The organism is Tsukamurella hominis (genome assembly GCF_965137015.1).
Taxonomy (GTDB): Bacteria; Actinomycetota; Actinomycetes; order Mycobacteriales; family Mycobacteriaceae; genus Tsukamurella; species Tsukamurella hominis.
Genome location: NZ_CBCRZG010000004.1, coordinates 41,519 through 54,871, shown reverse-complemented (window position 1 = coordinate 54,871; position 13,353 = coordinate 41,519). Strand labels below are relative to the sequence as shown.

The 13,353-nt window shown below is 71.3% G+C and carries 11 protein-coding genes; 9 read left to right on the top strand and 2 right to left on the bottom strand.

Going from position 1 to position 13,353, the window contains the following annotated elements:
- Window positions 1-19: 19 nt before the first annotated feature.
- Window positions 20-1,966, bottom strand: a complete 1,947-nt coding sequence (acs, locus tag ACM9LD_RS06930; protein ID WP_415676013.1) for an acetate--CoA ligase — start codon at window positions 1,964-1,966, stop codon at window positions 20-22.
- A 230-nt stretch (window positions 1,967-2,196) separates the two neighbouring features.
- On the opposite strand from acs, the gene ACM9LD_RS06925 reads away from it, so the two are divergent.
- Genes ACM9LD_RS06925 through ACM9LD_RS06905 form a run of 5 tightly spaced genes read left to right on the top strand, consistent with a single transcriptional unit; the run spans window position 2,197 to window position 8,251 of the window.
- Window positions 2,197-3,822, top strand: a complete 1,626-nt coding sequence (locus tag ACM9LD_RS06925) for a peptide ABC transporter substrate-binding protein (RefSeq protein WP_415676225.1) — start codon at window positions 2,197-2,199, stop codon at window positions 3,820-3,822.
- Between the two features lie 4 nt (window positions 3,823-3,826).
- Window positions 3,827-4,753: an ABC transporter permease gene (locus ACM9LD_RS06920; RefSeq protein WP_068742362.1), complete on the top strand. Its 927-nt coding sequence runs from the start codon at window positions 3,827-3,829 to the stop codon at window positions 4,751-4,753.
- A complete protein-coding gene (locus tag ACM9LD_RS06915; RefSeq protein ID WP_415676012.1) occupies window positions 4,746-5,696 on the top strand; it encodes an ABC transporter permease in 951 nt (316 codons plus the stop codon). The genes ACM9LD_RS06920 and ACM9LD_RS06915 overlap by 8 nt, the downstream gene beginning before the upstream one ends.
- Window positions 5,696-7,474: a dipeptide ABC transporter ATP-binding protein gene (locus ACM9LD_RS06910; protein WP_415676011.1), complete on the top strand. Its 1,779-nt coding sequence runs from the start codon at window positions 5,696-5,698 to the stop codon at window positions 7,472-7,474. The genes ACM9LD_RS06915 and ACM9LD_RS06910 overlap by 1 nt, the downstream gene beginning before the upstream one ends.
- A 39-nt stretch (window positions 7,475-7,513) precedes the next feature.
- Window positions 7,514-8,251: a Fic family protein gene (locus ACM9LD_RS06905; protein WP_415676010.1), complete on the top strand. Its 738-nt coding sequence runs from the start codon at window positions 7,514-7,516 to the stop codon at window positions 8,249-8,251.
- Between the two features lie 459 nt (window positions 8,252-8,710).
- Here ACM9LD_RS06905 and ACM9LD_RS06900 read toward each other — a convergent pair whose 3' ends face one another.
- The gene (locus tag ACM9LD_RS06900) at window positions 8,711-9,541 is read right to left on the bottom strand and encodes an HAD family hydrolase (RefSeq protein WP_415676224.1); all 831 of its coding nucleotides are present in this window, start codon (window positions 9,539-9,541) and stop codon (window positions 8,711-8,713) included.
- Window positions 9,542-9,680: 139 nt separating this feature from the next.
- Here ACM9LD_RS06900 and ssd point away from each other — a divergent pair, with 139 nt between their 5' ends.
- Genes ssd through ACM9LD_RS06880 form a run of 4 tightly spaced genes read left to right on the top strand, consistent with a single transcriptional unit; the run spans window position 9,681 to window position 13,352 of the window.
- Window positions 9,681-10,784 (top strand): septum site-determining protein Ssd, encoded by a 1,104-nt coding sequence (ssd, locus tag ACM9LD_RS06895; RefSeq protein ID WP_415676009.1) that lies wholly within the window; start codon window positions 9,681-9,683, stop codon window positions 10,782-10,784.
- Window positions 10,781-11,962, top strand: coding sequence for a TadA family conjugal transfer-associated ATPase (locus tag ACM9LD_RS06890; protein ID WP_415676008.1), 1,182 nt, complete (start codon window positions 10,781-10,783; stop codon window positions 11,960-11,962). Before ssd ends, ACM9LD_RS06890 begins: the two co-directional genes overlap by 4 nt.
- On the top strand, window positions 11,959-12,753 hold the full coding sequence (locus ACM9LD_RS06885; RefSeq protein WP_415676007.1) for a type II secretion system F family protein: 795 nt from the start codon (window positions 11,959-11,961) through the stop codon (window positions 12,751-12,753). Before ACM9LD_RS06890 ends, ACM9LD_RS06885 begins: the two co-directional genes overlap by 4 nt.
- Window positions 12,750-13,352: a type II secretion system F family protein gene (locus ACM9LD_RS06880; protein ID WP_415676006.1), complete on the top strand. Its 603-nt coding sequence runs from the start codon at window positions 12,750-12,752 to the stop codon at window positions 13,350-13,352. The genes ACM9LD_RS06885 and ACM9LD_RS06880 overlap by 4 nt, the downstream gene beginning before the upstream one ends.
- The last annotated feature ends 1 nt before the right edge of the window (window position 13,353 follow it).

Here is a 13,353-nt window from a genome sequence, read left to right as displayed (position 1 = left end):
CGCCCTCGTCGGTGGGCTGCTAGCCCTTTTGCTTGCGGATGTTCTCGAACACGCTGGGATCGACCAGCGTCGACGTGTCGCCCAGCTCGCGGCCCTCGGCCACGTCGCGGAGCAGGCGGCGCATGATCTTGCCGGAGCGGGTCTTCGGCAGCTCGGGCACGATGTTGATCTCGCGCGGCTTGGCGATCGGCGAGATGTCCTTGGAGACCTGGGCCGTCATCTCGGCGATGAGCTTGTCGGGGTCGGAGTCGTCGACGCCCTGGCGCAGGATGACGAACGCCGCGATGGCCTGGCCCGTGGTCGCGTCGGAGGCGCCGACGACGGCGGCCTCGGCCACGGCGGGGTGCCCGACGAGCGCCGACTCGACCTCGGCCGTCGAGATGCGGTGGCCCGAGATGTTCATGACGTCGTCGACGCGGCCCAGCACCCAGAGGGCGCCGTCCTCGTCGTACCGCGCACCGTCGCCCGCGAAGTACCAGCCCTGGTCGGCGTAGCGCGACCAGTAGGTGTCCACGAAGCGCTCCGGGTCGCCCCAGATGCCGCGCAGCATGGCCGGCCACGGCTTGTCGAGGACCAGCAGGCCGGATTCGCCGCGGGGCAGGCTGTTCCCGTCGTCGTCGACGATGTTCGCGCTGATGCCGGGCACGGGCTCCATCGCCGAGCCGGGCTTGAGCACCGTCGTGCCGGGGAGCGGCGCGACCATGGCCGCACCGGTCTCCGTCTGCCACCAGGTGTCGACGATCGGGGCCGTGCCGGCGCCGATGACATCGCGGTACCAGCGCCACGCCTCGGGGTTGATCGGCTCGCCCACCGAGCCGAGCACGCGGATCGAGCTCAGGTCGTGCGCGTCGGGGATCTCGCGGCCCCACTTCATGAACGTGCGCACCAGGGTGGGGGCGATGTAGTAGATCGAGACGCCGTACTTCTCGATGACCTCGAAGTGGCGGTGCTCGTTCGGCGAGTTCGGCGTGCCCTCGTAGACGATCTGCGTGGCGCCGTTGGCCAGCGGCCCGTAGACGATGTAGGTGTGGCCGGTGACCCAGCCGATGTCGGCCGTGCACCAGTAGACGTCCTTCTCCGGCTTGAGGTCGAAGAGGTAGTAATGGGTGTACGCGGCCTGGGTCAGGTAGCCGCCCGAGCTGTGCACGATGCCCTTCGGCTTGCCCGTGGTTCCGGAGGTGTACAGCAGGAACAGGGGGTGCTCGGCGTCGAACGCCTCGGGGGTGTGTTCCGACGAGGCCGCGCCCACCGACTCGTGCCACCAGACATCGCGGTCGTGCCAGTCGATGTCGTTCTTGCAGCGCTGCACGACGATGACCTTCTCGACCGACGTGGCCTTCGCGCCGTCGACGTCCATGTCGAGCGCCTCGTCGACGTTCGCCTTGAGCGGCGCGGGCTTGCCGCGGCGGAACTGGCCGTCGGTGGTGATGACGACCTTCGCCTCGGCGTCGTCCACGCGCGAGCGCAGGGCCGCGGCGGAGAAGCCGCCGAAGACCACGGAGTGCGTCAGTCCCAGGCGCGCGCACGCGAGCATGGCGACGATGGCCTCGGGCACCATCGGCATGTAGATCGCGACGCGGTCGCCGGGCTGCAGGCCCAGCGAGCTCAGGTAGTTGGCCGCGCGGCTGACCTCGTCCTTGAGGTCGTTGTAGGTGAGGTCGCGGCTGTCGCCGGGCTCGCCGATCCAGTGGATCGCGACGCGATCGCCGTTGCCGGCGTCGACGTGGCGGTCGACGCAGTTGTACGCGACGTTGAGCTTGCCGCCGACGAACCACTTGGCGAAGGGGGCGCCGCTCCAGTCCAGCACCTCGCCGAACGGGGTGTCCCAGTGCAGCCGGTTCGCCTGCTCCGCCCAGAAACCCAGACGGTCCGCTTCGGCACGGTCGTACAGGTCACGACCTTGCGTGTTGGCCTGAGCTGCGAATTCAGCGGAGGGCGGGTAAGCGGCTGTCGCGGAATCAGTCATGGGTCAATCGTAGGGACCCCGTCAGGGCCCGGGCAGGGCTTTCCCGAATCTGGGACGCCGAAGGCCGGGGTTGCACGGGGTTGCCCTCCTCTTATACCCCGGGCCGACGATGTTCGGGCCCGACTCGCCGCGAGCGGCCCCTGCGGCGCGCATTGCCGGGACAGAGTAGTGAGGTGGGCTTAAAGTGCTGAGCACTGAACTGACCAACTCCGGCGGAGGTAGTTGTGAGAATACGAAGTAAGCGGTGGTCGACGACGCGGGCGATCCTCGCCGTCGCCGTCGCCGCGAGCCTGGCGGTGTCCGGGTGCAGCATGGACGGCGCGAAATCGGCCGATACCAAGGGGCCCGACGCCACCGTCCGGGTGAACTCGACCGAGCCGCAGAGCGGCCTCGTCCCGAGCGACACCAACGAGAAGGGCGGCGGCCAGGTGATCGAGATGCTCTTCGACGGGCTCTACGACTACCGGCCCGACGGAACGCCCGAGCTGGCCAACGCGGAGTCCGTGGAGACCTCCGACAACCAGAACTTCCTGGTCAAGCTCAAGCGGGACTGGACGTTCACCGACGGCACGCCGGTCAAGGCCTCGAACTACGTGCGTGCGTGGAACTTCGGTGCCGCGGGGAAGAACCTGCAGAAGCAGCAGGACTTCTTCGCTCCGATCGACGGCTTCGATGAGGTCAAGGGCAAAGATTCTCCGGCCACCGAGCTGCGGGGCTTGCGGGTGATCGACGACTACACCTTCTCGATTCGGCTTGCGGCCCCGAACATCGACTTCAAGCTGGCGCTCGGCTTCTATCCGTTCTCGCCGCTCCCCGACGTCTTCTTCACCGAGGGCAAGGAGAAGTTCGGCCAGAACCCGGTGGGCAACGGCCCGTACAAGCTCAAGCAGTGGCGGCACAACGTCCAGCTCGAGACCGTGCGCAACGAGGCGTACAAGGGGGCGAAGCCGAAGAACGGCGGCATCACCTTCATCATGTACGAGTCTTACGACGCGGCCTACACGGACATCCTGTCGGGGAACCTCGATCTGCAGGATGAGCTGCCCGACAGCGCGCTGGGCTCTTTCCGGAAGACCTTCGGCGACCGGGCGATCACCCGGCCGACCGCGCAGACCCAGTCCTTCGTGATCCCGCAGTTCCTCGAGCACTTCGGGCCCGACGAGGAGGGGCGCCTGCGACGCCAGGCGATCTCGATGTCGATCAACCGGCCGCAGATCATCGAGAAGGTCTTCCGCGGCATGCGGAACCCGTCGGTCGACTTCACCGCGCAGGCGATCCCCGGCTGGCGGCCGGACCTGCCCGGCAACGAGACCGTCAAGTACAACCCGGAGCTCGCGAAGCAGCGCTGGGCGCAGGCGAACGCGATCAAGCCGTGGACCGGCGCCTTCCAGATCGCGTACAACTCCGACGGCGGCCACAAGGTCTGGATCGACGCCGTGACGAACCAGGTCAAGAACACCCTGGGCATCGAGGCCTCGGGCAAGCCCTACGCCACGTTCAAGCAGATCCGCGACGAGCTGACCAAGAAGACGCTCACCGCCGCGGGCCGCAACGGCTGGCAGGGCGACTACCCGACGCAGCTGAACTTCCTGGTGCCGAACTACGTGACCGGTGGCGGCTCGAACGACGGCGACTACAGCAACCCGCAGTTCGACGCGTTGATCGACCAGGCGGAGAGCACCCTCGACCCGGCGAAGTCCACCGAGTTGGTGAACCGGGCGCAGGAGATCCTGCTCCGCGACCTGCCGATCATCCCCATGTGGGACTACATCCAGGCCGCCGTCGTGGGCGAGGGCGTCCGGGGCGAGCTCACCTGGAACGGCCGGCCCGACTACCCGAACATGACGAAGGAGTAGGCCCATGGCGAGATATCTGCTGAGCCGCCTCGGGCAGCTCGTGATCGTCTTCTTCGGGGCGACGCTGCTCATCTACGCGCTCGTCTTCCTGGTACCCGCCGACCCGATCGCGGCGCTCGGCGGCGACCGCAAGCTGCCGCCGGAGATCGTCGAGGGCCTGCGCGCGCAGTACCACCTCGACCAGCCCTTCCTCGTGCAGTACTGGTACTACATCAAGGGCGTCTTCTCGCTCGACTTCGGCACGTCCTTCTCCGGCCAGCCGGTGTGGGACGTGATGAAGCGGGCATTCCCGGTCACGGTGAACCTCGCGCTCATCGCGCTCGCGGTCGAGACGATCCTGGGCATCTTCTTCGGCGTCATCGCCGGCCTGAAGAAGGGCAAGCTCTTCGACACGTCGATCCTGTTCGTCTCCCTGATCATCATCGCGGTGCCGATCTTCGTGCTGGGCTTCGTCGCCCAGTTCGTCTTCGGCATCAAGCTGGAGTGGTTCCCGGTCACCGTCGGCGGCAACCTGGACTTCTACCACCTGTTGCTGCCCGGCATCGTGCTCGGTCTGGTGTCGTTCGCGTACGTCGTCCGGCTCACCCGCTCGCAGGTCTCGCAGAACCTCACCGCGGACTACGTGCGGACCGCGACGGCCAAGGGCCTGCCGCGTTCGCGCGTCGTGCTGGTGCACGTGCTGCGAAACTCGCTCATCCCGGTGGTCACCTTCCTGGGCGCCGACATCGGCGCGCTCATGGGCGGTGCGCTCGTCACGGAGGGCATCTTCAACATCCCCGGCGTGGGCGGCACCATCTACCAGGCGATCATCCGCGGCGAGGCCGCCACGGTGGTCTCCTTCGTGACGGTGCTCATCGTCATCTACCTCATCTGCAACGTGGTGGTCGACCTGCTCTACGCCGCCCTCGACCCGAGGATCCGCTATGCATGACAAGCACACCTACCCCGGACAAGAACGGTTCGTCGCCGCGGCCGACGACGTCGTGGTCGGCGCGATCGACGCCGTCGACCAGGACGCGGAACCCACCGGCTTCTGGAAGACGGCGTGGCTGCAGCTCAAGGTGCGTCCCCTGTTCTGGGTCTGCATCGCGCTGCTCGCGCTCATCCTGCTGATCGTCCTGTTTCCCAGTGTCTTCGCCTTCGGCAAGGACCCGCAGTACGCGACCCTGGAGCGGTCCATGCTCCCCGTGAGTGGCGAGCACTGGTTCGGGACCGATATGCAGGGCCACGACATCTACGCCCGGACCATCTACGGTGCTCGCGCCTCGGTCATCGTCGGAGTGCTCACCACGGCCGCGGTGGTCGTGATCGGCGGCCTGCTCGGCGCCACCGCGGGCTTCTTCGGCGGCTGGCTCGACTCGCTCATCGCGCGCCTGTCGGACGTCTTCTTCGGCGTCCCGCTCATGCTCGCGGCGGTCGTGGTCATGCAGATGGTCACCTCGCGCACCGTCTACTCGGTGGTGCTGGTGCTCGCGATCTTCAGCTGGCCGCAGATCGCCCGCATCGCGCGCTCGGCGGCCATCTCTATCCGCAACGAGGAGTTCATCGACGCCTCGAAGTCCCTGGGCTCCTCCAAGGTCCGCACGCTGTTCACGCACGTGATCCCGAACTGCCTGGGACCCGTCATCGTGGTCGCCACCGTGGCTCTGGGCGTGTTCATCGTCACCGAGGCCACGCTGTCGTACCTCGGCATCGGCCTGCCGGAGAGCTCGATCTCCTGGGGCATGGACATCGCCTCGGGGCAGCCGCGTCTGCGTGAGGGCAGCCCGATCCTGTTCTTCCCCGCGACCGCCCTGGCGATCACCGTTCTCACGTTCATGATGCTCGGTGACGTCCTGAGCGACGCACTCGATCCGAAGGCGAGGAAGCGCTGATGTCCGACGAACACAAGCACGGCCTGAGCAAGGTCAAGGACAAGGTCGCCTCGGCGCTCGGCAAATCGCCGTCGCCGCTGCTCGAGATCCGCGACCTGGTCGTGGAATTCGAGGTCCAGGGCAAGCCGGTCCCCGCGGTGCGGGGCGCCAACCTCACGGTCTATCCGGGCCAGACGGTGGCGATCGTCGGCGAGTCCGGGTCGGGCAAGTCCACCACGGCCGCAGCCGTGATGGGCCTGCTGCAGGGCACCGGCAAGGTGGCGAGCGGGCAGATCGTCTTCGACGGCCAGGACCTGTCCAAGGCCTCGGAGAAGGACTTCCAGAAGATCCGCGGCAGCGGGATCGGACTGGTGCCGCAGGATCCGAACACGAACCTGAATCCGCTGTGGCGCGTGGGCTTCCAGGTCCGGGAGACCCTCAAGGCCAACAACGCCGAGGAGGGCGACGCCAAGAAGCGGGCGATCGCGCTGCTGGCCGAGGCCGGGATGAAGGATCCGGACAAGCGGGTGAACCAGTATCCGCACGAGTTCTCGGGCGGGATGAAGCAGCGCGCGCTCATCGCGATCGGCCTGGCCTGCCGGCCGAAGCTCCTGATCGCCGACGAGCCGACGTCCGCTCTCGACGTCACGGTGCAGCGCCAGATCCTCGACCACTTGGAGACGCTCACCTCCGATCTCGGCACCGCGGTGCTTCTGATCACGCACGACCTGGGCCTGGCCGCCGAGCGCGCCAGTCACCTCGTCGTGATGTACAAGGGGCGCGTCGTGGAATCCGGTCCCGCGCTGGAGATCCTGCAGGATCCGCAGCACGAGTACACCAAGCGGCTCGTCGCGGCGGCCCCGTCGCTCTCGGCCCGCCGGACCGAGATCCCGCCCGTCGCCGCCGCGGTCGCCGACGTCATGGAATCGGGTGCGGGCGGCTCGGACGTCGAGCTGGCGACGGTCAAGGGCGAGTTGAAGGACTCGGCCGCGACCGGTCCTGCGGAGGTCGTGGTCGCCGCGAACCTGGTGAAGGACTTCCCGATCCGCGGCTCGCTGCCGTTCCAGAGCAGCGACTTCCGCGCGGTCGACGACGTCAGCTTCACCATGCTGCGTGGAACGACGACCGCCGTGGTCGGCGAGTCCGGCTCCGGTAAGTCGACGGTGGCCCGCATGGTGCTCGGCCTCCTCGAACCGACCAGCGGCACCGTCGAATTCGACGGCAAGGACGTCACCACCCTCCGCGGCGCGGAGGCGAAGGCGTTCCGGCGGCGGGTGCAGCCCGTCTTCCAGAACCCCTACGGCTCCCTGGATCCGATGTACTCGATCTACCGGGCGATCACGGAGCCGCTGGTGGTGCACGGCATCGGCGATAAGGCGTCCCGGCTGGAGCGGGCCAAGGAACTGCTCGAGATGGTGGCGCTGCCTGCGGACACCATGCACCGATACCCGAACGAGCTGTCGGGCGGGCAGCGGCAGCGCGTGGCGATCGCGCGGGCGCTGGCGCTGAACCCCGAGGTGATCGTGCTCGACGAGGCGGTCTCGGCGCTCGACGTGCTGGTGCAGGCGCAGATCCTGACGCTGCTCGAGGGGCTGCAGCAGGAGCTGGGGCTGACCTACCTGTTCATCACGCACGACCTGGCGGTGGTCAGGCAGATCGCGCACCAGACGCTGGTGATGGCGGGCGGCAAGGTGATGGAGGCGGGTCCGACCGATCAGGTTTACGACAACCCGTCGTCGGATTACACCCGCAAGCTGATCGACGCCATCCCTGGCGGTTCGATCGAGCTGGCGGGCTGACCCGCGGGGACCGGCGTCGAGCGGACTAGGGTGGGGCGTGTGACCGACCCGCTGAGCCCGCTCGTCGCCGTCCCCGCCGTCGCGGAGGCGGCCGCCGCCGCCCGGGAGGCGCTCGCCACGGTGCACCGTCATCCCGCGAACCGCCGGGAGTGGCGGGCCACCGCGACGGAGTCGTCGCTGCGCGGCGCCCGCGCCTCGGCCGCCCTCGACGGTGCGGCCGTCGCGCTGAGCCGGGACGAGCTGATCAACGACCCGGTCCTCGCGGGCGCGATGCGCGCCTACCAGGCGATCGACGGTGACCTGCTCGACGCCTCGGTCGGCGTGTGGCGGCGGGCGCCGCTGCAGGTGCTGGCCCGGTTGCACACGCTCGCGGCGGCGGATCTCGTCGACGGCGACGACTCCCGGCTCGGCCGGCCGCGCGCCGGTGCGGGGGAGCGGCTCGGGCTGCTCGCGCAGCTCGTGACCGGCGGAACCCAGGCCCCCGCGCCCGTGGTGGCCGCGATCGTGCACGGGGAACTGCTCTCGCTCCGGCCCTTCGAGGTCGCCGACGGCGTGGTCGCGCGCGCAGCGTCGCGGCTGGTGACGGTCGCGTCAGGTCTCGATCCGCACGCGCTCGGCATCCCCGAGACCACGTGGCTGAAGTTCGCGCCGAGCTATGCGGACGCCGCGGACGCGTTCGGGATGGGCGACCCCGATGGGGTGGTGGCGTGGGTGGTGCTGTGTTGCCAGGCGCTCGAAGCCGGCGGGCGCGAGGCACTGGCGCTCGCGGAGCGCTGACCTCGGAACCCGTTGCGACGGTCCGGGATCGGCTGCCGGACCCCGGACATGCGCAACGGCGACCCGGCCTGAGCTGAGGAAGGGGCACTCACGGTGCTTTCCTCAGAACGGGTCCGAATCGCCGTTCGCTAGCACGGATCCCGGTTACCAAGCGTGCGTGAGGGTGGGCTGTATTACGGCCTCGGCGTGCACCGGCGGAGAGATCCACTATCCGCGGATCTTGTGCTGACCACTGATTTCCCCGGCGACGCAGGCTCACAGCGCTTTCCGCCATAGGTGGCGAGCTCCGCGTGGGTGCCTGGTGTCCGTGCTGGGAGCCTTGACGCTCAGGAACCCTCGACCTTCTCTTCCGGTGGGGGTTTGGCTTTGCGCCGCTCCGTGACTCCTTTCTACCCTGTGAGCGTCGTCACAGCAAGGGGTAGACAGGAAATTTCTCGGACCAGTTGCTACTGGCGGGTATCAGTGCTTCTTGCGGTGCAGCACAAGGTAAGTCGCGACGCCGGCGCCCGCGGCGACCACGCCGAGGCCGGCGCTGGCGAGCACGGAATTCCGCGACGGTGTGGGTATCCGGTCGCGCAACGGCGTGGGGTTCGAGAAGGAGACCACGGGCCAGCCGCGCTCCGCCGCCTCCTTGCGCAGGCCGCGGTCGGGGTTGACCGCGGTGGGATGCCCGACCGCGGCGAGCATCGGCACGTCGGTGATCGAATCCGAGTAGGCGAAGCACTGCTCGAGGTCGTAGCCGTGCTCGGCGGCCAGGGCCTCCATGGCGACGACCTTGTTCTCGCCGTAGCAGTAGAACTCGACCTCGCCGGCGTACTTGCCGTCCTCGACCTTCATCTTCGACGCCACCGAGTAGTCGGCGCCGAGCATCTCCGCGATGGGGCTCACCATCTCCTCGCCGGAGGCGGAGACGATCACCACGTCGTGCCCGCGCGCGTGATGACCCGCGATGAGCTCCGAGGCCTCCGCGAACACCAGGGGGTTCACCACGTCGTACAGCGCCTCGCGAACGATGGTCGAGACCTGCTCCACGTTCCAGCCCTCGCACATCTGCGTGAGGTGGTCGCGCATGCGTTCCATCTGGTCGTGGTCCGCGGCGGTCAGCATCATGAGGAACTGCGCGTAGCTCGATTTGAGCACGGCGCGGCGGTTGAGCAGGCCCTCGTCGAAGAAGGGACGCGAGAAGGCCAGCGCGGACGATTTCGCGATGATCGTCTTGTCCAGGTCGAAGAAGGCGGCGACCCGGCGCACCGGGGCCTCGTCGGGCGCGGTAGGGCTCACGCGATTCAGCCTACCGGTGCCGCAGCGCTGCGCACCCCGCAAGAGGGGAGACCGGATTCCTCCACAACTTTCTCGAATCGGACGGATTCATCCACAGGCGGGCCGAGAACCGGCCGAACCGGACACGGTCGTCGGTGACGCTGGTGCCATGCGGGGGATCGAGATCGGGATGGCGGTGTCGGACGGGGCCCTGGCCGACGACGTGCGGCGGGCCGCGGCGGCTGCCGCGCGGTCGGTCACGGACATCGACCGGGGCCGGCCCCGGGTGTGCTGGGCCTCGGCCGCGGGGCTCGTGCTGGATCTGGCCGCCGCGACGGCGATGGCGGAGGCGGCGCGCGCCGGCGGCCTGGCCCGCCGCGACGGGGTCGCGATCGTCGCGGCGCAGGCGGGGATGGCGGAGCTGGCCGCGGCGGTCGAGGTCGGTGCCGCGCAGGTCTTCGCGCTCCCCGCGCAGGTCCGTGACCTGGCACGTTTCCTCGCGGCCCGGGAACAGGACGACGGTGCGCGCTCCCGCGTGGTCGCGGTCCTCGGCGGGCACGGCGGGGCGGGCGCCTCCGTCCTGGCGGCGGCCGTCGCCGTGACGGCGCCCGGCCGCGGGATCACGGCGCTGGCCGTCGACGCGGACCCGTGGGGCGGCGGCCTCGACCTGGTGCTCGGCTGCGCGGACATGCCCGGCCTGCGCTGGGGCGATCTGGCGCTGCGCGGCGGGCACGTGCCGTCCGACGCCCTGGTCGCGGCGCTGCCCGGGCGGGCGGGTGCCGTCGCGGTGCTGTCGGCGGGCGGAACGGCGGCCGCCGGGACGCGCGACCCCGGCGGCGGGGCACCGTCGACCGAGATACCGGTCGAGGGGTTGCTCGCGGTGATCGACGCGGGCCGCCGCAGTGTGGGCGTCACCGTCGTCGACCTGCCCCGGCGGGACGACCCCACGACCTCCGCGTGCCTCGAGGTCGCGGACGTGGTGGTCGTCGTCTCCGCTGCCACGGTGCGGGGGTGCGCCGCCGCGCGCACCGTCGTCGACGGGGTGGCCGCCCGGGCCCGGCAGGTCGGGCTGGTGGTGCGCGGCCCCGCGCCGGGCGGGCTCTCGGCGCGCGACGTCGAGCGGGCCGTCGGAGTGCCGCTGCTGGCGTCGATGCGCCCGCAGCCCGGCCTGGCCGCCCAGTTGGACGACGGCGGGCTGCGGCTGCGCCGGGGCACGCCGCTGGCCGTGGCGGCGGGCCGCGTGCTCGACGGCCTGCGGCGGGGTGCGGCATGACCTCCCCGGACGGCGACCTCCTGGCCCGGGTGCGGGAACGGCTCGCGCACACGGCCACGGTCCTCACGCCCGACGTGATGGCGGCCGCGCTCCGCGCCGAATGCGGGGGCGTGCTGGGCGATACGGACCTCCTCGACGGGCTCGCCTACCTCGAGACGGAGCTCGTCGGCGCCGGCCGGCTGGAGCCCCTGCTGGCGGATCCGGACGTCGCGGACGTGCTGGTCTGTGGCCCGCGGAAGGTGTGGGTGGACCGGGGCCGGGGGCTCGAGGCAGCGGGCGTCGTCTTCGAGGACGACGACGCCGTGCGGCGCCTCGCCGCGCGCCTCGCGCTCGCGGCCGGGCGGCGGCTCGACGACGCGCAGCCCTGGGTGGACGGGCACCTGCCCGCCGGGCCTGGCGGCCGCGCGGGGAGCGGGATCCGGCTGCACGCGGTGCTGCCGCCCCTCGCGCACGGCGGCACCTGCATCTCGCTGCGCGTGCTGCGACCGGCCACCCAGACACTCGACACGCTCGTCGACGGCGGGGCGGTGCCGGACGAGGTGGCCGGCCTCGTGCGGCGGGTGGTGGCGGCCCGGCTCGCCTTCCTCGTGGTCGGCGGCACTGGCAGCGGCAAGACGACGCTGCTCAACGGCCTGCTCGGCGCGGTGGATCCGGCGGAGCGGGTGCTGTGCGTCGAGGACGCGCACGAGCTCGATCCCGTTCACCCGCACGTGGTCTCGCTGCTGGCGCGGGGCGCGAACGTCGAGGGCGTCGGCGAGGTGACGGTGCGGGACCTGGTGCGGCAGGCGCTGCGGATGCGGCCCGACCGCATCGTGGTCGGCGAGGTCCGCGGCGCCGAGGTGGTCGACCTGCTCACCGCCCTCAACACGGGCCACGACGGCGGTGCCGGCACCGTCCACGCCAACTCGCCGCGGGAGGTGCCCGCCCGGCTCGAAGCGCTAGCGGCGCTCGGCGGCCTCGGCCGGGAGGCGCTCCACGCCCAGCTGGCCGCGGCCTTCCAGGTGGTGTTCGCGGTGCACCGCTGGCCCTCGGGGCGGCGCGGGCTGCGCAGCATCGGCGTCGTCGATCGGGGCGACGACGGCTACGTCCGGGTTCTGCCCGTGTGGGACCGCGAGGGCGGTTTCACGGCGGAGGCGGAGCGTGTGCAGGTTCTGCTCGCCGAGCGGGGTGTCCCGTGACCGCCGCGATCGTCCTGCTCGCCGCGGCGGCGCTGGCCTGGCCGGGCGGTCCCGCCGCCGCGCGGCTCCGGGCGCAGTACGCGCCCGCCTCGTCGCCGGCCGCGGTGCGCTGGGGCTGGCTGGTCGTCGCGGTGCCGCTCGGTGCGCTGCTCATCGGCCCCGGCCAGGCGCTGGCGGCGGCACTCGCCGCGGGCACCGTCCGCGATCTCCGGGCGCGGAACCGCGCCGCGCGGGAGCGGATGTCCCGGCTCGCGGCGATCCTCGCCGGCGTGGAGGCGATGGTCGCCGAGCTGTCCGTCGGCGCCCACCCCGCGGCCGCCTGCACCACCGCGGGCCGCGACGCCGACGACCCGCACGTCCGGGCCGTGTTCGCGGAGATGGCCGGCCGGGCCGAGCTCGGCGGCGACGTGGCCGTGGGCCTCCGGGCGCACGTCGGCGAGAGCGCGGCATGGTCCCGGATCGCCGCGGCCTGGGAGACCGGCACGCGGCACGGCATCGGGATGGGGGAGCTGCTGGCCTCTGTCCGGGAGGACCTGCGGGCGCGCGAGCGGTACGAGCGGCGGGCGCACTCGTCGCTGGCCGGGGCGCGCGCCACCGCGCAGGTGCTCGCCGCCCTTCCGGTGCTCGGCGTCGCGATGGGGCAACTCATCGGCGCCGACCCGCTCGGCACGTTGCTGGGCACCGGCGCGGGCGGCGTCCTCCTGGTGGTCGGGACGTGTCTGACGTGCGCCGGGCTGCTCTGGTCCCGCGCCATCGCCGACGGTGCCGCCGGATCGGGGGAGCGGTCGTGAGCGGGCACGGTCCGCTCGCCGCCGCGCTGGCGCTGCTGGCGGCGGCGCTGCTCGTGCTGCCGGTGGCGGCCCGGTCGGCGGTGGCGGCCACCGTCTCCGGGGAGACGGCGCGGTTGCGCGGGATGCGACTGCCGCGGCGGGCCGCGGCTCCGGACCCGTTCGAGGCCGCCGCGGCCTACGACCTGTTCGCCGTCTGCCTCCGCGCGGGCATGCCGACCGCCGACGCGGCCCGCGCCGTCGCCGCGGGCGCGCCGCCCGCGCTCGCGGAGGTGCTGACCCGCGCGGCGGAACTGCTCGCTCTCGGCTCCGACGCCGAGACCGCGTGGCGGACGGAATCGGCCGACCCGCAGGTCGTCGGGCTCACCCGCATGCTCCGACGGTCCGCCCGCGCGGGTTCGTCGCCGGCCGCCGGGCTGGCGGACCTCGCGCGCACCGAACGGGCGCAAGCCGAGGACCGCGCGGTCGCGGCGGGCGAGCGCGCCGGCGTCGCCGTGGCCGGACCCCTCGGGCTGTGCTTCCTACCGGCGTTCGTGTGCCTGGGCATCGTGCCGGTGGTGATGGGACTCGCGGGCAAGGTGCTCGGCGAGGGGCTGCTCTAGC